The sequence below is a fragment of the Pararhizobium sp. DWP3-4 genome, assembly GCF_049898205.1.
Classification (GTDB): Bacteria; Pseudomonadota; Alphaproteobacteria; order Rhizobiales; family Rhizobiaceae; genus Pararhizobium.
In genome coordinates this window covers 1-20,649 of record NZ_JAFCXF010000008.1, presented here as the reverse complement: position 1 = coordinate 20,649, position 20,649 = coordinate 1, and the positions used below count along the sequence as shown (strand labels likewise).

The 20,649-nt window shown below is 56.8% G+C and carries 16 protein-coding genes and 1 pseudogene; 11 read left to right on the top strand and 6 right to left on the bottom strand.

The features are described 5' to 3' along the window. Window positions 1-54 precede the first annotated feature (54 nt). The 8 genes from ACP7E6_RS20295 to ACP7E6_RS20260 all read left to right on the top strand — a co-directional run bounded on the left by ACP7E6_RS20295 (window position 55) and on the right by ACP7E6_RS20260 (window position 8,850). A complete protein-coding gene (locus tag ACP7E6_RS20295) occupies window positions 55-1,020 on the top strand; it encodes a substrate-binding domain-containing protein (protein WP_426231522.1) in 966 nt (321 codons plus the stop codon). A gap of 60 nt (window positions 1,021-1,080) precedes the next feature. Next, window positions 1,081-2,577, top strand: coding sequence for a sugar ABC transporter ATP-binding protein (locus tag ACP7E6_RS20290; protein ID WP_426231521.1), 1,497 nt, complete (start codon window positions 1,081-1,083; stop codon window positions 2,575-2,577). A 17-nt stretch (window positions 2,578-2,594) separates the two neighbouring features. Beyond that, entirely contained in the window at window positions 2,595-3,626 is a 1,032-nt protein-coding gene (locus tag ACP7E6_RS20285; protein ID WP_426231520.1) for an ABC transporter permease, read from the top strand. Further along, window positions 3,566-4,480: a hypothetical protein gene (locus ACP7E6_RS20280; RefSeq protein ID WP_426231519.1), complete on the top strand. Its 915-nt coding sequence runs from the start codon at window positions 3,566-3,568 to the stop codon at window positions 4,478-4,480. Before ACP7E6_RS20285 ends, ACP7E6_RS20280 begins: the two co-directional genes overlap by 61 nt. After that, window positions 4,477-5,262 carry an enoyl-CoA hydratase/isomerase family protein gene (locus tag ACP7E6_RS20275; RefSeq protein WP_426231518.1) on the top strand — a complete coding sequence of 262 codons (786 nt, stop codon included), beginning with the start codon at window positions 4,477-4,479 and terminating at the stop codon, window positions 5,260-5,262. The genes ACP7E6_RS20280 and ACP7E6_RS20275 overlap by 4 nt, the downstream gene beginning before the upstream one ends. Before the next feature lie 26 nt (window positions 5,263-5,288). After that, complete coding sequence (locus ACP7E6_RS20270) at window positions 5,289-6,521, top strand: CaiB/BaiF CoA transferase family protein (protein ID WP_426231517.1); 1,233 nt, start codon at window positions 5,289-5,291, stop codon at window positions 6,519-6,521. 1 nt (window position 6,522) lies between these two features. Beyond that, window positions 6,523-7,671 (top strand): galactonate dehydratase, encoded by a 1,149-nt coding sequence (dgoD, locus tag ACP7E6_RS20265; RefSeq protein WP_426231516.1) that lies wholly within the window; start codon window positions 6,523-6,525, stop codon window positions 7,669-7,671. A gap of 378 nt (window positions 7,672-8,049) precedes the next feature. After that, on the top strand, window positions 8,050-8,850 hold the full coding sequence (locus tag ACP7E6_RS20260) for a M24 family metallopeptidase (protein WP_426231753.1): 801 nt from the start codon (window positions 8,050-8,052) through the stop codon (window positions 8,848-8,850). Window positions 8,851-8,994: 144 nt separating this feature from the next. Here ACP7E6_RS20260 and ACP7E6_RS20255 read toward each other — a convergent pair whose 3' ends face one another. From ACP7E6_RS20255 to ACP7E6_RS20245, 3 genes are all read right to left on the bottom strand, one after another. Further along, window positions 8,995-9,864, bottom strand: a complete 870-nt coding sequence (locus ACP7E6_RS20255; protein WP_426231515.1) for an alpha/beta fold hydrolase — start codon at window positions 9,862-9,864, stop codon at window positions 8,995-8,997. 95 nt (window positions 9,865-9,959) lie between these two features. Further along, complete coding sequence (locus ACP7E6_RS20250; protein ID WP_426231514.1) at window positions 9,960-11,414, bottom strand: YncE family protein; 1,455 nt, start codon at window positions 11,412-11,414, stop codon at window positions 9,960-9,962. Beyond that, on the bottom strand, window positions 11,411-11,833 hold the full coding sequence (locus tag ACP7E6_RS20245) for a DUF305 domain-containing protein (RefSeq protein WP_426231513.1): 423 nt from the start codon (window positions 11,831-11,833) through the stop codon (window positions 11,411-11,413). The genes ACP7E6_RS20250 and ACP7E6_RS20245 overlap by 4 nt, the downstream gene beginning before the upstream one ends. Window positions 11,834-12,673: 840 nt before the next feature. Between ACP7E6_RS20245 and ACP7E6_RS20240 the strand changes: the two genes are divergently transcribed. Then, on the top strand, window positions 12,674-13,447 hold the full coding sequence (locus ACP7E6_RS20240; protein WP_426231512.1) for an ester cyclase: 774 nt from the start codon (window positions 12,674-12,676) through the stop codon (window positions 13,445-13,447). Window positions 13,448-13,662: 215 nt separating this feature from the next. Here ACP7E6_RS20240 and ACP7E6_RS20235 read toward each other — a convergent pair whose 3' ends face one another. Beyond that, the gene (locus ACP7E6_RS20235; protein WP_426231511.1) at window positions 13,663-16,506 is read right to left on the bottom strand and encodes an ATP-binding protein; all 2,844 of its coding nucleotides are present in this window, start codon (window positions 16,504-16,506) and stop codon (window positions 13,663-13,665) included. A 226-nt stretch (window positions 16,507-16,732) separates the two neighbouring features. On the opposite strand from ACP7E6_RS20235, the gene ACP7E6_RS20230 reads away from it, so the two are divergent. Together ACP7E6_RS20230 and ACP7E6_RS20225 are read left to right on the top strand one after the other, a co-directional pair. Further along, the gene (locus ACP7E6_RS20230; protein ID WP_426231510.1) at window positions 16,733-17,383 is read left to right on the top strand and encodes an RNA polymerase sigma factor; all 651 of its coding nucleotides are present in this window, start codon (window positions 16,733-16,735) and stop codon (window positions 17,381-17,383) included. A gap of 84 nt (window positions 17,384-17,467) precedes the next feature. Beyond that, a complete protein-coding gene (locus ACP7E6_RS20225; protein ID WP_426231509.1) occupies window positions 17,468-17,617 on the top strand; it encodes a hypothetical protein in 150 nt (49 codons plus the stop codon). A gap of 702 nt (window positions 17,618-18,319) precedes the next feature. Here ACP7E6_RS20225 and ACP7E6_RS20220 read toward each other — a convergent pair. Then, a complete protein-coding gene (locus tag ACP7E6_RS20220; protein ID WP_426231508.1) occupies window positions 18,320-19,099 on the bottom strand; it encodes an SDR family NAD(P)-dependent oxidoreductase in 780 nt (259 codons plus the stop codon). 1,011 nt (window positions 19,100-20,110) lie between these two features. After that, window positions 20,111-20,524: pseudogene (locus tag ACP7E6_RS20215) on the bottom strand (glucuronate isomerase); the annotation flags it as partial. Window positions 20,525-20,649: the final 125 nt, after the last annotated feature.

Genomic DNA, 20,649 nt, shown 5'->3' with positions numbered 1-20,649 from the left:
TCTGATAAACAGTTTAAGTGACAATACTATAAACATTCTGAGGAGGAGGATGCAATGAACATTTCCAAAACATTCCTAGTTGCCACAACACTGGTTACCTTGCTCGCCAGTACCGCTTTTGGTGCCGACAAGCTCGTCGTTGCTATATATAAGAGCGGCACCCAACAGTACTTTATCGATCAAGCCGCTGGCTTCACCAAAGCCGCGGAGGCATTGGGCTATAAGGCTCAGATCATCAATGTTGAACTCGACGCCAACCTTGCAATCAGCGCGGTGTCTGATGCTATCGCCGCTGGTGCAAAAGGGATAGGACTGACGGCCCCGGATCAGGCAATGGGCGCTGCTGCTGCTGCTGCCGCCGCCAAGGCCGGCATTCCACTGATCGCTACCGACGACCCGCTTAAGGACGGTGACGGCAAGCCCGTTCCCTTTGCAGGCTTCGATGGCGCTGCCATGGGGACGAAAGTCGGCGAGAGAGCGGGCGAACTGCTGAAGCAGTCCGGCTGGGCGGGCGGCACGAAGTACGGCATCTTGAGCATCAACCTCGATACGCTTTCAGTTTGCAACGATCGCACAAATGCTGCGAAAGCGCAGCTGCTTGCTGCGGGTGCGACAGAGGCGAATGTCATCCCGGTCTCCTATGACGGAACCACTGATGTCGCGCTCTCCGCATCCGGCCCGGTGATTACAGCCAATCCGGAGGTGGCAAAGTGGGTTGTGGTGTCATGTAACGACGAGGGCGTTTTGGGCGGCGTCAACGCGCTGAAAAATGCCGGTTTTGCCGCATCTGACGTGATTGCGGTCGGACTTGGCGCGTATGAAGCATGCCGGCCCTGGAAGGAAGGCATCGAAACCGGATTCAAGGCCGCGCTCTATATTAGCGGAACTGATGTTGGCGATGCGGCTGCGCGTGCACTGATCAAGTCCATCGAGACAGGCGAACCGCTGCCGGAAAAGACTGTGGCTAATACGACCATAGTCGATCCGACAAGCTACGCAGATATTATGCCCTGCAAATAAATGTTCAGACCGGGCGGGTCGTTGCGGCGGCCCGTCCTTTTCTTTCGGAATTTGTAAACCATGACCATGCTCGAAATTAAAGCGGTGGGTAAGTCCTTCCCCGGTGTACGGGCGCTGTCCGGCCTTTCGATGACAGTAGCCGCGGGCGAGGTGGTGGCATTCGTCGGTGAAAACGGCGCGGGCAAATCCACGTTGCTGAAGATACTGTCCGGCGACTATCGTCTGGACCAGGGGCAGGTGTTGCTTGACGGGGTCGAAGTCTCGCACGCATCGCCATTGGAGGCGCGACGGGCGGGCTTTCGGCTGGTGCGCCAAGAGCCGGAAATCGTCCCAGATATATCCGTCGCCGAAAACGTGTTCATCGGCGAATATCCCTGCCGCAGTTTTGGCCGGGTTGATTTTGCCGCCGTGCGCGCGGCAGTGACGGCATTGCTCACCCGGTACGGTTTCGCTGGAATGATCGATATTGATGCCGATGGCCGTAGTCTTTCGCCCGCGCAAATGCACATCGTCGAGATCATGCGGGCGTTGAAGCCCGGCGTGAAAGTTGTGGCTTTCGACGAGCCGACGTCGTCCTTGACCTCGGACGAAGTCGATCGGCTTTTTGCCCTGATCCGGCAATTGAAGGCGGAGGGCCTTGGTATCATCTATGTTTCTCACCGTCTTCAAGAGGTCATGGCGATCTCCGACCGGGTGATCGTCTTGAAAGACGGCGTGCCGACAGGCGACCTTGTAACCAGCGAGACGACGGAAGACCGGATCGTAAGGTTGATGGTGGGACGTGAGCTCATTCACGGCTTCAAGCGCCTCGAGACAACGCGCGATGACGTTATCCTTGAGGTGGATGGTCTATCTAGCCGGTGGCACCGCGACATCAGGTTCAAGATCAGGGCGGGAGAGATTCTCGGGTTCGGCGGGTTGGTGGGTGCCGGGCGCACGGAACTCGCCAAGGTGATCTTTGGCGAATACCCCAGAACTACGGGCCGTGTTAGGCTGCTTGGCATCGACGTAGACATCCGCTCGCCTTCCGATGCGATCCGGGCGAGCATCGGGTTCGCGCCTGAGAACCGCAAGGCCGAGGGGCTTATTCTGGTCCGTTCGGTCATTGAGAACGCATCGATGGCGATCTATTCGCGTCTCGCCCGCTGGGGTGTCTTGCGCAATGCCTGGATGATCGAGGCGGTCGGGCCGGTCATACGGCAGCTCAATGTGAAGACGCCGTCGCTCAATCACGATGTCGGCAAACTGTCCGGCGGCAACCAGCAAAAGGTCGTATTGGCCCGCTGGTTGGCTGCTGGTCCTCGCTTGCTCATTCTGGACGAGCCGACGCGAGCCGTCGATGTGGGTGCCAAGGCCGAAATCTATCGGTTAATCGACGACCTGGCAAAACAGGGCATGGCGATCATGGTGATTTCTTCGGAGATGCCTGAACTTTTGGCATTGTCGGACCGGATCGTCGTGATGCGAGATGGCCGGTTATCGCCGCCAATTGAAAAGAAAGACGCGACAGAGGAAGTCATCGTCGCCTACGCGCTTGGTACGGGAGCTGCTGCATGACCACGGGAGAGTTACATATGAACAGCCGTCCATCCGAAAGTGTTGTGCTACGGGCGACGCGGTTTATCGGGGCAGAAAATCTGTCCTTGATCATTGCCCTGATCCTGCTGGTGGCGGCCGTCTCTAGCCAAACGGAATTCCTGTTTTCGTCGCGCAATCTGTTTAACATCGCGCAGAACATGGCAGTTGTAGGGTTGATCGCCGTCGGTATGACGCTGGTGATCGTGTCTGCCGGGCTCGATATTTCGGTTGGGTCCATTGCCGGCTGTGCCTCAGTGGTTTGTGCGATGCTTGTTGCAGGTACGGGCGCGGTATCAGGCGGCCTGGCTGGCGGCATCGCCATTGGCCTCGTACTTGGCGTCATTAACGCCATGATTATCAACTATTTGCGGGTGAATGCTGTGGTGGCAACTCTTGCCACGATGTCAGCCTTCCGCGGCGTCGCCTTTCTGATCGCTCCTGGCGGGCGTCCTGTCGGCGTGCTCGATCCGACGTTTGCCCTGCTGGGTTCCGGACGGTTTTTCGAACTCGGCGGATTTCCAGGATTTCCCATCGCCTTCGCCATACTTGTCGGTGTTGCGGTCGTCGCGCACTTTATCATGTCGTCCACGGTCTTCGGCCGGTCGATCTATTCGATGGGTGGCAACCCTGCCGCTGCACGCCTTGCAGGCATCGATCTCAACCGCATGCGACTCTGGATCTACGCCGTGTCGGGCGGACTTTCTGGACTGGCGGGGGTTATTGTCACTGCGCGCACGTCCTCGGGACAACCAGCGTCCGGAACGCAAGGATTGGAGCTTGAGGCGATCACGGCCGTGTTCCTTGGAGGCGCGCTGCTGGCTGGCGGGAAGGGAACTATCGTTGGCACGATGCTGGCGGTTCTGCTTTTGGCCGTGCTGTCGAACGGAATGAACCTCCTGGGTATTCCCACTTTCTACCAGCTCGTTGCCAAAGGTCTGCTTCTCGTCCTAGCGGTGGCGATCGGCCAATGGCGGATGGCTATGGCGGAAAAGCGTCAGGCCAAGCTCACCACGTCCGGGACGGCGTGATGACACTGACACTCGCCAACGATCGAATTCGTCTCACAATTGTTCCTGAGTATGGCGCGAGGGTGACGGAACTGTGGGATCGCTCTACCGGCCGGCAATGGCTGATACCGGGCGATCTTAGTCCTGACACAGGCGCGGACGCAATTTATGGAGCGGCCGAAGCGTGCGGTTGGGATGAATGCTTTCCCACCGTTGCGCCGTGCGAGCATCCGTCCTGGGGCAAGCTGCGCGACCACGGCCTTCTTTGGGGTAAGGCCTGGGAGGTGGTGGAGGCTGCAGTCGACCGCATCGAGACGCAGTATGTCTCTCCCGCATTTCGTTTCGTGCGCAAGCTCAGCCTGCAGGATGCAACTTTGACGGCGGATTATGCCGTGACAAACCGCGCTGCCGTGCCTTTTGCTTACCTCTGGAGTCAGCATTGCCTGCTGTCCACCACGCTCGAGGACAAGATCGTGCTTTCGGGCCTTGACGAGATGATCGCGAATTCAGCACCATTTGATTGGCCACATCATCATGCGCGCGATCTTAGCCTTATCGGTACGGCATGCGACGGGTTCGCGCTGAAATCGTACGCTATGACGCCAACCGTCGCGTCCGCAGAGATCGTCAATCCGGATGGCGGCATTCGGTTTTGCTGGGACGGTATTCCCGCTTTCGGTCTTTGGTTGTCCTACGGCGGCTGGCCTACGCATGATCCCGTTCATCAGGTAGCGCTGGAGCCGGCGACGGCTGCGGCGGATCACCTTGCAGCCGCCGAGGCAATCGGTCAGGCCAAAACTGTTGAGTCACACGTCACCCACCGCTGGTCCGTTCGCGTGACGCTGACCGGCCCCAATCGGAGAACCGACAATTGAGCGAAGATCACATCCTGTTTCGCGTCGAAGAGGGGATAGCCTTTATCACGCTGAACCGGCCGGCCAAGCACAACGCCATCACCGCCGCCATGGGCGGCGAGATAGCCAAACTGGCTCGCCGGATCGACACCGATGCCAGTATCAAGGTCCTCATCATCGAGGGTGCCGGCGGGCGGGCGTTTTCTGCGGGCTCGGACGTTAACGCTCTGGATGATCTCGGCACGCCATGGGACGGCCGCAACCGAGCCGACTACGACCGCGACTACATTGCGCCCCTTCTCGGCCTGCGCAAGCCTGCGATTGCCGCGATCGACGGCTATTGTCTCGGCGGAGGTCTCGAAGTGGCGATGTGCTGCGACATCCGTATCGCGACCCGCAACTCCTCTTTCGGCGCGCCCGAAGTCCAGCGGGGCTGGCATGCGGGCTCCGGCAACACCTCCATCCTGCCCCGGCTCATCGGCTACGGTAACGCGGCTTTGTGGATCCTGACGGGTGACCGTTTTGACGCTGCAGAGGCATATCGTGTCGGGCTGGTTCAAAGGATTGTTGATCCTAACGCACTGCTGTCCGAGGCGCGGAAGATCGCAGCGCGACTGGCCCTCAACCCGCCGATTGCGGTCCAGTCAGCCAAGCAAATTATCAAGCAAAGCCAAGGCACATCGATTGCGCAGGGGCTTGCTTGGGAAAACGACGGATACACGCTTTGCATGATGACGGAGGACGCACGTGAAGGCATGGCCGCCTTCAGCGAAAAGCGCGACCCCGTGTTTCGCGGGCGTTAGGCCAAACGGATTGAAGGACAAATGAAATGACCGAGAACAACGTTGAAAAAGGCCCCTTGACCGGACTTCGCGTTTTGGACCTAACGATCGCAATGGCAGGTCCGCTGTGCACGCAGCGACTGGCCGAAATGGGCGCCGACGTGATCAAGATCGAGGCACCGGGTGGCGGGGACTTCGCCCGTCATGCGCCGATGGCCGGCGTGACCCGATTTGGCGATGCCACCTGTTTCGTGACATTAAATCGCAACAAGCGCAGCCTCGTGCTCGATCTTAAATCGGAGGAAGGCCGCGATGTGCTGAACAAAATGGTTCTGGGCGCCGATGTTCTGGTCCAGAACTACCGCCCGCATGTGGCAAAAAAGCTGGGGATCGACTACGAGAGCCTATCAGCTCGCAATCCGCGTCTCGTATATGGCTCAATTACCGGCTATGGCGACGAAGGGCCGATGAAAGATCGTCCTGGACAGGATCTGCTGCTGCAGAGCTTCACGGGCTTGGCCTTCAATGGCGGAACCGCCGATGGACTGCCAGCAGCGTCGCCACTTTACATGGTTGATGTCACGGCCTCGCATATGGTGTGCGAAGGTGTACTGGCAGCACTTGTCGCGCGCGGTGTTTCCGGCAGAGGCCAGGAGGTTAAGGTCTCGATGATGGGGGCCATCATGGAAATGCAGTGCCAGGAAGTGACGAGCTTCCTAGCCGCCGATGCACCCCCAGTTCGCGGAACCCAGCCCCAGGTGTCGATTTATCAAGAACCGCCCTATGGGCTCTATAAGTGCGGGGAAGGCTTTTTCGCTATAGCGCAGGCCGATCTCGACGTGTTGGCACGGGCGCTTGACCTGCCCGCCCTTTCGACACTGAAGGCGACGCGTCCACCGCAGGGTGATGTCGCGGCGTTGACCACATGGCGCGATGAGATCGTCGGCACTGTTGCCGCCAAACTGGTTCACGCGCCGGCCGCCGAATGGGATGCGCTGCTTTCACCGCTTGGCGTCTGGTGCATGGTGGCCAACGACTACGCGTCTTTCCTTGCTCACCCGCAGGCGCGCGAAATGCTGATCGAGCTCGACCATCCCAAAGGCGGAACCTATACCACCGTCGCGCCCGGCATCCGCTTTCCCGCCGTCGGCCCGCAAAAAATGACGTCCGCACCCGCCTATGGTGCCCACAGCCGTGAAATCCTGCGGTCGGAAGGCTTTGGTGAAGTCCAGATCGACGGGCTCGTTGCCCGTGGCACTATTGTTGCCTTGGACGCCTGAAATGAAGATCACCGCGCTTAAAACGTTTCTGGTTGCTCCCCGCTGGCTCTTTCTGAAGGTGGAAACGGACGAAGGTATATCTGGTTGGGGCGAACCGGTCCTTGAAGGGCATGCTGAAACGCTCGCGGCTAAAATTGCCGAAATCGCTGATTTCGTCATCGGCCTTGATCCAAGACGCGTCGAGGATATCTGGCAGATGCTCTACCGCAACGGTTGCTATCGCGGTGGCCCCGTGCTGATGAGCGCGATTGCCGGCATCGATACTGCCCTTTGGGACATCAAGGGCAGGGCGCTGGGTGTGCCGATTTACGAGCTTCTCGGTGGGCCTGTGCGCGACCGCATCCGCAGCTATTGCTGGATTGGCGGAGACAGACCAGAACGTCTGATCGAAGGCGCACAGGCGATGCGAGAACGTGGTTTTGATGCGGTCAAGTTCAACATATGCGAGGAATTGCAGATCGTCGATACCTATGCTGCGGTCGACACGATTCTGAAACGGCTATTCGATCTACGCGCGTCCGTTGGCCCGACGATGGATCTCGCATTTGATTTTCACGGCCGCGTGCATCTACCGATGGCCCGTGTCCTTTTGAAGGAAATGGAGCCATTGCGGCCGCTCTTTGTTGAGGATGCGGTGGTTTCGGCTATGGTGGAATCGATGGCTGATCTGGCGCGTGCGACCTCAATTCCCCTGTGCATCGGAGAACGACTGCATTCGCGCTATGATTTTAAGCCGGTGTTCGAACGGCGGGCTGCGCAGGTTATAAACCCCGATCCTGCCCATGTCGGCGGGATATCGGAGACAATCCGCATCGGTCATTGGGCCGAGGCCTATGACGTGGCGCTCGCTCCGCATTGCCCTCTGGGGCCGATCGCGCTGGCTGCATGTCTGCAGGTCGACGCGGTGTGCCACAACGCCTTCATTCAGGAGCAAAGCCTTGGTATTCACTATAATCAAAAAGGCGACCTGGCTGACTATATGCTTCCGGAGCGTGGCTTTACATTGAAGGATGGTCACTTGCTCATACCCACCGGCCCGGGCCTCGGTATCGAAATCGATGAGTCTTGCGTTGTCGAAGCTGCCCAAACCGGCCATCGTTGGCGTGCTCCGGTCTGGCGGCATAAGGACGGGGCGGTGGCAGAGTGGTAGGCCGTCACAACGCCATCTCTTCGAAATTAAGACCACATATATTTCGATGCCCAAAAAGAAAGAACCAGCTCTGTGACGACGGACCGGCAAGACCGCATTCATAACGTTCTCTGTGAACTTGGTGCAGACTGGGCCGTGCTTAGCGGTCCGGATGCGGTCTGCTATGCTACCGGTCAGGTCATCCCGATTGAAACTGGCCCGTCGCCTTTTACAGGCGGACCCGCACTCGCTTTTGTTGGACGCCAAGGCGAAGTGGGCCTTGTTTGCTCGAATGTCGAGGCGGCAAACCTGCCGGACGCTCTACATGCGGAAGTATACACGGGCTTTGCAGGCGGTGTGGTCGATCAAGTCACCAGCTACCGAACGGCTGTCCAACGAATGATGCGACACTTGGATGTTGGTGGGTGTTTGGCAATCCAGTTAGGGACTCAGCCTGCTAGCCTTGACGATTTGATGCCCATGACAGTTCCCGTCGATCATCTGCTTCAACGGGCTCGCGCAATAAAGACCCCGTCCGAGCTTATCGCTCTACGCTCCGCGGCATCGGTCGCCAGCGCAGGGCAGATTGCCGCGCGCAGTTTGTCGCGTGTAGGCATGTCCGAGGTCGAGGTGCTCAACGCAATACGTGCCGTGATGGAGCAGGAGGCTGGGGGACGATGTGCACTTGCGGGGGAATTTCTCGGTGGCGTCAACCACACAGCCATGCTGGGGACAAACCCGGGGCCGCGTCGGCTCTTGGGGGGTGACCCCATCCTATGCGATCTGGCGCCTCGCGTTGCGGGATATTGGGGCGATAGTTGCAGCAGCTTCACACTGGGGGCGCCGTCCGAAGCGTGGTGCTCAATTTACAAAAGTGTACACGAGACGCTGATGCTCGCCATATCGACGTTGCGATCCGGGCTTACGGTCCACGCCTTTGATACGAGTCTTCGCGCCCACATGCGAAAAATGGGTCTGGAGTACCCTCATCATTCGGGGCACGGCATCGGAACATCAGTGCATGAATGGCCCCGTCTCGTACAGGGTGAGCACGGAACAATCGAAGAGGATATGGTGCTCATGGTCGAACCGGGCGCTTATGTCCCCGGCGTCGGCGGCGTGCGATGTGAACATATGCTGCGAGTGACGGCGACCGGCGTCGAAGTCCTTACCGATTTTCCTTTGGAGCAAAGCAGTTGAGAAACTCAATTCCACTCTGGCGCTAAAAAAGGCGAAAACCCGGAGACTTCGACCAGACATGCGAAACCGTCCCCACAGGTATGTGGGGCCAGCTTCTAACCGGTGGTCCCTGGCCAGATGGCCAGAGATCGTGAAGTGACGCGGCTACCTTAAAGAGTCCAAAAACAGTCGCGTTCGATATAAGAACTCATTGGGTTCTTCCGAAAATAGGAAATGGCCCGAATTTTCGAATTGAATAATCCTCGCTTCCGGAATCCCGCGAGCGATCGCGCGACTGGCTCTAGGTGGGCAGATCCAGTCGTACCTTCCAACCATGACAAGGGTTGGGACGTCTATTCTGCAAAGGTCAGCTAGAAGATCGTATCGCGGACCGATACTGACCATGAAGTGCTTCATTATATCAATATTTGCAGTTGTAAGTCGCAATATTTCGCTGACTATTTGCATGTGGGCGGGGCCGCCGTAGAAGGGACCGACTTTCCTTAAAAAGGCGGCAACGCTTTCTTCAGTGATATCTCCGGCAAATACCCGCGCCGCTGTCTCGACGACGTCTGAGCTGGCACGAGAGGCAAGTGGAGGGGGGTGTTCACCGCCATCCTCTTGCCCTGGCTTCATACTGGCCGAGCTCCCTGAGAGGATCATACCTTTGGGAAGGTGCGGATGTCGAAGTGCAATGTGCATCGAGACAAACCCACCAGCCGAATGTCCAAACAACACTGGCTTTTCGATGCCGAGGAAGAGGCACAAGCCCGCAATGTCATCGGCCATTTGTTCCAGTGTACATGTTTCGAGTGAAGGGCGATCAGAGCGACCTTGTCCCCGAAGATCTACATAGACCACCTGCGCGATTTCACTCAGTGCCGACAGGCCGGGGCGTAGATACCCGTGATCGAATCCTGGGCCGCCGTGAAGCGCTACCAGTGTCGGCTTAGCTGTTAATTCACCGTCAGAAGACGCGAGACCCGTCCCTTCGATATCGAAAAAAATCCGCGTTCCATTTATCTCCGCAAACATAATCAACTCCGGTTGACGGCTTAGTTTCATAACTTCGGAAAAATCGATGCCGATTGCGTACTACAGAAAAGGCAAGTCACTGGGGGTAGTACTAATCAATTGACCTGCACCTGAACGGCGACACCGGGCCGGCCTGGCGTACCCTGAACGATGACGAGGTAGCGACGCAGTGAGGGGCTGTCCGCTTCGACAATGGTGCGGATCCGGCCGGTTGCATTGACAATCGCGGCGCCCGCGGCGTTGGTAGTGAAGGCGGCAAGCGGCTCAAAACTTCCACTGCCATCGGGCTTCGACGTGAGACCGAGGACGTAGGGCGATTTCGGGGCGAGGCCGGTTACTCCTGCCTCAAGGACCTGCACCAATCCCTGATCGAAAAGGCTGACGCTAGTTGTTGGTGGGCTGGTTTTATCGCCGGAGGCGGCGAGCGCTATATGTTTCGCATTGCCGGCGATGCCAAGAGGCTCAAGGCTGGCTAAACCCGTTCCGGTCTGCACAGCGTTGGGTACATAGTTGACCGCCTGTGCTCCCTGCCCAATCGGAATGGTGGCCACGACCTGATTAGTGAGCGTGTCAATGGCAACCATGGCGTCGCCATTCTCGAGCCCAACATAGATGCGGCGGCCGTCACCGGACGGCCAGATGCCGTGCGGCAGCGCACCTACCGGGATTGTTGCGACCTTGGTGAAGTTATCACGCCGGAACACCTGCACCTCGTTCAGACCTCCAACGGTGATGTAGGCAAACTTGCCGTGCCGGTTGTCGACGAAGTTGACGTGGTTGGTGATCGGACCTGCATCGATGACCTTCAGGGTCGCGAACGGTGGCTTCGCATCAATGACAACGACCTTACCGACGTCCTTTAGTGTATACCAAACCTGCTTGCTATCGGGAGTGGCGGCGATATTTGGGCAGAATGGGCTTGGCTGCGCGACCCGACCGACTTCGGTGCGGCTCGTCACGTCGAATACGACGAGTTCAGGATTAAAGGACGAGCATACGTAGGCGAGGCGACCGTCGGGCGAGAAGATTGTCATCCCAGGGCCGCCCGGTGTCTTCACTCGCGCGATCTCTTTGTATGTTGCGCTGTCGAGGACCGCAACATAGTCCTCGCCGCGCACTGTTACCCAGACCTCCCGGCCATCAGGAGTGAAGAAGGCCTCATGTGGCGCGCGGCCGACATAGGTGGTTTGTTTCACTATGTTGGTCGCGGTATCAATGAAGCTCACTCCGTTAGATCCGATCGAGACAACCGCGATGGTCTTGCCATCCGGCGCGAACCCCATGCCATGCACCAGTACCTGTCCACGGTAGAGCGGGCTAAAGTTGGTGGGCTGCGGCTCGCCAAGACGAATCACCCCGAGCAAACGGTTGCTGGACGGGTCGATTACCGAGACGGTGTTAGAAAACTGCTCCGCAGCATAGACGCGATCGCGCGAACTAATGGGGACATCAAGGGCCGAGGCGGCGAACGGAGCTTGGCCAGAATAGACTGGAGTAGCTGCAAGCAACGACCCGATGGTGAGCGTCAACGCAATCTTCAAAGGGGTCATGGCCTTGACTCCGCGTGGTAGTGAATGGGGGCCGTCTGGAGTACCAATTGACGCCCCGGCAGCGGCGATGGCGACAGAAGCGGCCGGCCAAGTGCCAGTCGCATTGCGTCAATTTCTTGCCGCTGTTCAACGATGATCTCTTGCGCCAGCCGGAGCAATTTAGGATTGCGCCCATAGCGGAGCTGGAGGATCGCCATATCGATTGCGCCTTGATGATGCGGCTCCATCATGTTCACGAAGTCAGTGTCGACGTCCCCGCTAGACGGCAGGTGCATGGCTGTCATCATACGGTCCATCGCGATAGCGTTGCCTCGTGTGAAATGCTGTTCGGCGACGGGCAAACTCGCCTGTTCCGCGGTGGCGATGCCCGGCAATAGCAACGCCAAAGCGTAGATTACTCCGATTGCTTTCTGGCTCATTTTTTACTCCAATCAAGATGTTTAGTTGTCGAAATAGCGGACCGCACGACTTCGCGATCGAGAAAAATTGTGGAACAGTGGCGCTACGAAGTTGAGCTGGTCTTCAAATGAGAAATGATTGGTAAAATCCGTGCCCGATTTGGCCCTGGGGAGCTGACATGTCCGTTTGGCTCGGGCCTAGTTCTGATTTTACGTGAGGGTGATGGTAGCAGTCTTCGCAATTTTCGCTTGTAACGGGACGAAAGGTATAGGATTACGAACTGTGGCGTGCAGTATGGGTGTAAAAGCCGCTTGATAACCTGCTCGTGCGGTAACCCAACAAGCCGTCAACGGGCAGAATATTGAAGTCGAGAGCAGTCGTGTAAATGTCGTCGATCAGGCTTTCCCGCCAGCTTATCAGGGCCCTAGAACACAGCATCTGTTACCTCCGTCGTTACGGTTAGGCCTCGTAACACTAGACGCGGCAGTGGTCGGAATCCTCATCCCGATTGCAAATAAACCAGTGATGTTGACGCTTCTCAAGCATCTAGGGGAAACCAATCTCCGCTGGACCGCTCAGTGACATGGCGCGGTCCTGACCACTGATTGTGAACGCACGCTATCGCCGAGGCGATTCTGGGCGTAACTGCCAACGTAAGGCCGCGATCGCTAACTTGATCTCTTCAAGGTGTGGGGTTTCTGACCGGTTGCGTCTCTACTATTGACACAAGCCCTTCGCAGTTTGTGTCATCCGGACGAGACGACGTCGAGCCTCCCTCGGCGGTCGGCCGGACATGCAACGGACGGACAGCCTCTTCCCCCAGGGCCGTCCGTCCACCACGCCATGATTTAGGAGCAGCTATGTCGAGCACCATCCCCCTGTACCCACCATACGATGAGGCATCGTTGGTCAAGGTCCGAATGTCCAAAGATGAATGGACCAGCCGCGATCAGAATGGAGCGGCGGTCAAACGATCCAATTATCCCTCCAGTCGCAAAGCCATTGCGGCACTCATTATTCGCAAGCGAGGGCGTAAACTCCCTGGTGCTCTGAAGCCAAAGGGGGGGTTGATGATGCCCTTATGGATAGCAGCGGCGGCGACTTTCGCCTGTCCCGCAGTGGCCGCGCAGGTCGACGATGTGACTGCGGTTGCAATGGCAAAACCCCTAGAGTTGATTGTCGCGGCCGACATTTCCAAGGAACGCCGCGCTGCCTTACTCAAGCCGGTCGAGAATTTTTATGGCTTCTGGACTAATGGCAGCGGTACCTTGCTTTCGGCAGCGATTGACCGAGGATTTACGGACCACACATTGCCGCCGGGGCGTTCCCAAGGCCCGAACGGTCCCGCTGCTGCCGCCAAAACTCTCTTAGGTGCGGTGCCAGACCTGAATGTGGCTGTAGTCCAGCGCCTCGTGATCTCCGATCGCGTCGTCTCGCATTTGCGATTTACTGGAACATTTACTGGTATGTTCGAGGGTACTAGGGGTTTTGGTCAGCGTGTTGACTTCATTGCGACCGATATTGTACGCGTCCGAAATGGTCGCATCACTGACAACTGGCATCTTGAAGATAATCTGACATTTTTGACGCAAATCGGAAAGCTTCCAGGTGAGGAAGCCGATCGCCGCCCCTAACCGTCTGCCTTGCCCTCCGCGGCTCGAGATCGGAATTTGCGGCACAGTTGGAGGCTATCGTCGGCTGGCTAGTCACTTTCGACACTCAATGGCAGTCCAGATTCATTAACTTCCGGATACAACGCTCCAAAGCTCCAAAATGACCGTAGCCGTGAGCACTGCAGATTGCTATGGCGAGCTTTTGGCGAAATGCTAAAAATCGGCTGTTCACGTGTTTACGGCGCAGCGAGTATCCGCCGAGCAGCCACAAGGTCGGGTTGGTCAAAGCCTTCGCCGAATCGGTCGATCACTGACGCAAGGATTTGACGCGCAGCAACACCGCCTGAAGTCGTATCGCACACTTTAACTAAGCTTATTGCCGCCCTAAGCTCCCACACCAAAGCGCCTTGCGCGTTGGCAAGATTGAGAGCACTTTTGATTGAGGCCTCGACCTCGCTGGCTCGGACGTCTGGTATCTCCGCAAGTATCTCACCGCGCACTCTCAGCATCTCAGGCCTCGTTAACAGGTCTCCGCATAACTCAGTCCGGGCTAAGGCACGATCGATTGAAACTAGCGCTTCCTCGGCTCGATCAGTAGCCAACAGTCCCTCGGCAAGGGCTATCTCAAAATTAGGAAGCAGGAAGAGATACTCTTCCCGCTGCAAGGTATCGATGCAGTGGCGAAGAATATCGACTGCATTAGCTTCGCGTCCCGTTGCAACCGCAATAACCGCTTTTACGCCAAGCCAGTTTGCCTCGCCGCCCGCAAATGAGTGCCGTTGGATCATGTCCCAGAACAGATCGATATGATGCTCTGCTCGTTCCAGATCGCCAGACCAAAGGAATAACGACGACGTCCATCCGTTCGACATGCATATCGCGACGGGATGTTGCAATTCCGCAGCCTCTGAAAGCGCTTGCTCACTTACCCGCAAGGCTTCGTTTGTATAGCCGCTAATCCAAAGACTGCGGGCAAGGGCTAAACGCGCCCTGTTACGGTAATCCAGCAGAAAGTAAACGGCTTTGGCGCTCTGAGAACCCTCCGGCAACGCCAACGAGGCGCGGAGATCGCGAAGCGCCTGCTCGTTCAGACCCATGCTGTGCCGGGTTATACCAAGAAGCGAGAGGGCCAAATGTCGCGCCTCTTCGCCGAGCTGATCTGATAGAGCGAGACAACTTTCGGCATATGCAAGTGCTTTGTTGTAGCTGCCAATTCTCTGAAAATAGGAGTGCAAACCCCGAATTAACCACAGCCGATACTCGGGTCCCTCGATGCGCTCGGCAATGGAGAGCGCTCGATCGTTCGCGGCAAATAGTCGTTCGCTGCTGCTCTCCGTCCACATCAGTGACTGTCCCAGCGCGGCTTGCAGTTCCATTTCAAGTCGCGTCCCGAGGGCTTCTTGGTTCAAAGAGGCAATCGCCTCCTCCATCCAACGATTACATTCAGTAAGCAAGGCCATGAGTAGCAAAATCGGCGCCGCCGCCGCCGCCAAAGCAGCCCCAATAGTTGGTTCTCCCCCCTCTGCCAGACACCATTGAAGTGCTAGACGGGCGTCGTTGACAGACGAGCCATATCTAGCGAATGCCTCGCCCTGTGTTAGTCTGGCGGCGGCGTTCTTCTCACTGTTAAAGAAGCGAAGCAGGTAGCTGGCGTGTCTCCACCTTGCGGGGGTAGCATCGTCGCTAGAAAGTAATTTTTTCAGTAAATAAACACGCGTTGTATCCAAGAGCCGATACCTTCGTGTGGAGTCGCCAGCTACCCTCGTGATCAAAGATTTGGAAATGAGGCTAGCAATGGCTTCCAAGACGGCCGCATCAGCCAGGTCGCCGTCGATCGCGACTGCGGTTGCCGCGTCCAGATCGAATACTCCCGCGAAAACTGACAGTCGTATAAGGACCAGACGCTCGGTCTCCGCAAGCAACATATAACTCCAGTCCAACGCTGCTTCGAGCGTCTGGTGACGGGGTCGAGCAGTGCGTCGGCCCTGCCACTGTAAGTGAAACTGACGTTCAAGAAGCTGCGCAGTCATCGCGACGCCATATGATCCAGCACGACCTGCGGCGAACTCGATCGCCAACGCGATACCGTCAAGCCGTCGACAGATGGTGGCGACGATTGGCGCGTCCTCGTCACTAAGAACAAACCGACCTTCAGCGGCGTCAACGCGCTCAGCAAAAAGTCGGATCGAGGGGTATCGCATAGCGGCCGATGCGGTGAGGATCGCATCCTGCGCGGGAGTGGCAAGCGGCCGTAGCCAATGGACGTGCTCACCCATCACCCGAAGCGTCTCGCGGCTTGTTACAAGGATGTACGCCCGAGGTGCCTGCGCATGAATCGTTTCGATCAAAGGGGCAATCATGTCAACTACATGCTCGCAGCTGTCGAAGATAAGCAGTATGTGCTTGTCGCGAACAGCAGCGACGATGTTGTTCAGCAAATTATCGGTCTGCACGACCAGTCCAAGAGTCGTTGCTACAACACTTGTCACAAGGCGGGGGTCGCTCACCGACCCAAGCTCTACAAAGCGAACCAGGTCGCTGAAATTATAGCGTAACGTATGGCCAACCGCTACCGCCACGGTCGTTTTACCGATGCCTCCTGTGCCTACAATTGAAACAAAACGCTCGGACAGTAACTTTGCAGTCACCACAGCCAAGTCTTCGTCGCGACCAATGATCTGATCCAAAGATTGTGGGAGATTATCCCCCTCACTATAGTCGATCGGTAGAGCACCTTGATTCGCACCCCGTGCGACGGCGACGAAGCAGTATCCTCTCCCGGGCACCGTAGTAATGTAACGCGCGCCGTCAACGCCGTCTGCCAAGGCTCTGCGCAGCGCTGCGACTTGGTAGCGTAGGTTACACCCGTCTACCGTGAACCCGGCCCAGACCTCTTCCATCAATATGTCCTTGGTGACGACTGTCTGGGCGCGGCGGGTTAGGACGATGAGCAAGTCGAGTGCGCGAGATCCCAGAGGAACAGCTTGCCCGTCGCGCTCCAATCGTCTTTCCGTAACATGTAGCGTGAAAGGTCCAAATCGCAGAGTGTTGGGGTGTTGGATTCCCTCATGATTTTCCATCTCCTTTATCTCCTCACGAACGATGCAAAAGGGATACAAGACAACAACGGGGTGCGAATTACCGACATTTCATGTTTGAGCGTGGCGTGTAATCCGCTCGCGTTACATCGAGATTACAAACCAACGAAAACTCACAACTCACAACTCACCAATAACGGTGGTCCTTCGGCATAATGGTGCAAGAACCGGCAGTACTGGTTCTACGACCCACTGCAGGGAGACCCAAATGTTATCACAAAACTTTAGCTGTCACCCGTCACATACGAGTTCTTCAAAACGGGTTTGTGGCGACCTTCCAGAGCTTGCTGTCAGCACGCAAAGCATTACTCCAAAGCGACCTTACGACCGATCAATACAGCATGCTGCCGTAGAAAAAGCTGAACTCATTCAGGATGCTACATCCCGGCGAGACGCCTTAAGAGCATTCTTTAGGCGAAGGATATCTGACCAATGCGAGATAGACGACCTGGTCCAAGATGTTCTCCTACGTATCGTGTCCTGCAACTTCCCTGAAACAATTTCGAATACGGGCGGTTACCTTTATCGCATTGCTGGAAGTGTACTTACGGATCGACATCGTCGCCGTGTCGTCAGATGCGCTGCATTTCATACTTCATTTGAGCCCGACCTGCATGGTGGCTTAGATTGTTCATCCCATCAAATCTTGGAAGACAGGCAGTCCCTATCAGCAGCCCTCGCTGCGCTCGCGGCTTTGCCCGCGCGAACGCGAACGGTCTTCCTGCTGCGGCGCGTTGATGGGCTCTCCTACAAAGAGATCTCCCACCAATTTGGCATTTCCGTCAGTGCAGTCGAGAAACACGTCAATAAGGCTATATTGCATATGTCGTACCATCGCCAAGCTTGGGATGCGGAGTGAATAGCATATTGTGGTCCCAATCATGTCAACCGTGACCGAGTCGCAGTAGGCGCTTTTTCCATCGGGCCTGCCGCGCAAAAGTCCATGTCAGCCACGATGCTGAGGATGAGGCCGATCTATGCGGCCGTCACACCCGCCAATATCAACGACATTGCCGCTGCGAAAGAGATGCCGATACAGCTGGGCGGGACCCACGTCTATGATCTCGGCTATCTCACAATTTTTGGCTGGTAGGACAAGCTGGACAAGGCCGGGTGCCGAATCGTCACGCAGTTCAAGTCACATACGCCGCTTGCCGTGACGAGCACGCGGTCGCAAGAACCGGTCCCCATACTGTCAGATCGCGGCCTTCTGCCGACGCGCCAAGCTGAACGCCGCAGAAACCCGTTTTAACGATCCGTTGCGCGAGATCACCGCTCGAACGGATGCAGGCAAGTTGTTGCGCCTCCTGGCTAACGATCTCGACGCGCCAGCACAGTAGGTTGCCGATCTCTAAAACCGCTGCTGAGCGATTGAACTGTTCTTCTTTGAGTAAAGCAGACGTTGGGGATCTGCCATTTCCTGGGCACAACAACAATGCGGTCCGCACCCAGATTGGCGTCGCCTCGTCGCGTTCCTACTGTTGCGTATTGCGCAGGCCGATTAGAAAGCCGTCCAAAGCTTCTCGCCTTTCCCCTCGTCGCGCGAGCAAACCTCAAGTACCGCCGCCGAACAGACCACCTGTCAAAGCCACCGCCAGACCAGGCAGACGGCAGCCCACAGGTGGCGCTCAAATGGGAGTAAATTTCGACGGACACCGGTGGAAATGAGGGAGAAGAATCCGCGAGCAACCAAACTTGCCACAATGCCCGTCATGGCATTGTTGTAGCTTGCGGTGTTACCCGCTGCCGGCCGAACGGCGAATGATTGGGTCTTTCCGATTCTTCAAGGGCTCGGTTAGATCACCATGCCGCCGGAAACCTCGATCCGCTGGGCGTTGACCCACCGGTTGTCGTCGGATAATAGGGCAGCAATCATCGGGCCCACGTCATCGGGCTGCCCGGCACGTCCCAATGCGGTCATGGCCGACACCTGTCGGTTCAGCTCAGGATTGTCTCGTACGATGCCGCCGCTAAAGTCTGTCGCGATCGCGCCCGGGGCTACTGTGTTAACTGTGATCCCGCGCGGGCCCAGTTCCTTTGCGAGATAGCGAGTCAGGACCTCCACCGCACCTTTCATCGAGGCGTATGCGGAAATGCCCGGCGACGTAAACCGGGTCAGGCCCGACGAAATGTTGATAATCCGCCCACCGTCGTTCAATATCGGCAGAAGCTTCTGGATGAGAAAGAAGACCCCTTGAAAATGAACTCGGAACACGAGATCAAGATCATCGACGCTGGTCTGATCGAAGGGCTTGTGCAGTGACATTCCTGCATTGTTGACTAGGAAGTCAAGCCGTGTCGCATGCAGCATATCCAATGCCCCACGCAGGTCCTCGACAAACGCGTCAAATGAACCCACCTGGCCCATATCAAGTTGAAGAGCGACCGCACGGTGCCCGGCCAGCGCCGCTGATGCTACGACCTTGTCGGCTTCGGCTTTATTCGAATTGTAGGTGAAGATCGTTTGGACGTCACGTGCGGCCAAGCTGAGTACCGTGCTTCGGCCCATTCCACGACTGCCACCTGTTACTAAGGCAATCTTGGCATTTTTTCCGGCTGGCATAGTCACTGGCATTCTCCTTTGTCACACTTCTCATCAATATCGTTGTTGCGTTTGTCGAGCTACAAGGCGATAGACGCAGGCCTTCTCGAAACCCCCACCACCTGCCGTAGTGCTCTCGCTCCAATTTTTCAAAGAGTGGCGATTGTGAGCCATATGCAATGAGATAACTCGTCAGCGCTACTCGCGCAGCGGCCTTCGTTAGGTTTCACTTGCGTTATCATCCCCGGTCGGCGTGGTGAATGCAGCCCGGGAGCGGTTTCCCGTTCTGAATGGCTGAATGCATTCCGCCAGCGCCAACGGCGAGTCCAAGCGTTTCGACAGGCTATAACCGACCACTCTCCGTTGCAGGCGCCGAGAATGACAGCAAAATAGCAGAAGCCAGTGGTAATGCTGAGCCGAGTAAGTAGCGCGGATAAGCTATTCGTCCCCGAACTGTTCACCTCTCTTGGTCAGCATGTCTCCCTCGCTCATATGCTGGACGTCAGCGTATTGGTAAAATTTGAAGTCTGTTACCTTGCTTCCGCAAGTCGATTGGCGATGCAATGGTTTGGCTACATTCTCCGCATAACCAACCGCGCATCCCTACATCTGGGCTCGCGTTCGGATGCACGCCGACTTACGTGTCTGGCGACATCATCAGCATTTAGGCTGTTAAACCGTGTAGGTGACACGCAGACTTTCGACCGGTGCTCTCTCCGCCTTAGCCGGGAACCGCGGCCCACGACAACACCTGGCCATACACTGAGGCAGGTAACATGATCGCAGACAATTCACGAAAAACTCGTCGCACCGGACATGACAAGCTGTGTGTGCGATCGAAGAAAACCGCCAGCCGCTGCAAAATGCACGCGACATTCTTCGGACGTTGGCTTTGACCTTTGCGTGATCAAGTCTGCATCTATTGGGCGCCCAGCACTCGTGGACCGTGGCTCGTTACCTTATGAGTGGGTCAAAAACCATTGACTCAAGACCGTCGTAGCTCTCGGAACGCTGTCTTCGATTGTGGATGTCTTGAAAGTTTCCCTATCTGGGATTCACTCCATCGAGGCAATAAGCCCGCCGCGGCAGATGCGTCGCGAAGTCGTTGATCAGGGTGAAAGCGGCAGTCTCGGTCAACCGATGTGTAACTACCAAGTTTGCGAGATACGCCGCGTCCAGTCTTCTGGCCACATCATGGCGTGCGGGAATAGAAAAGAACGCGCGTGTGTCATCGACAAACCCGGCATATTTATAAAAGCCAGCTGTTTCGGTCGCCTGCTGACGGTACCGAAGAAATCCTTCAATGCTGTCGTGAAACCACCATGGGGACCCCAACCAGAGGGATGGGTACACGCCAGCCAAAGGACCAAGTTCTCTCGAGTAAGCCGTCTCGTCAAGCGTGAATAGGATAAGGTGGAAGTTAGGATCGTTGCCGAAGCGGTCGAGAAGGGGTTTCAATCCTTCTGTAATGGCCCCATAAATATCCGGACACGATCTCCCACTTAACAAGTGTGCGAGGTAATGTGCCCATTATGACTAGTCACAATCCGAAGATAGAAGTCCTGCCCGGTCCTGAGCGCCGC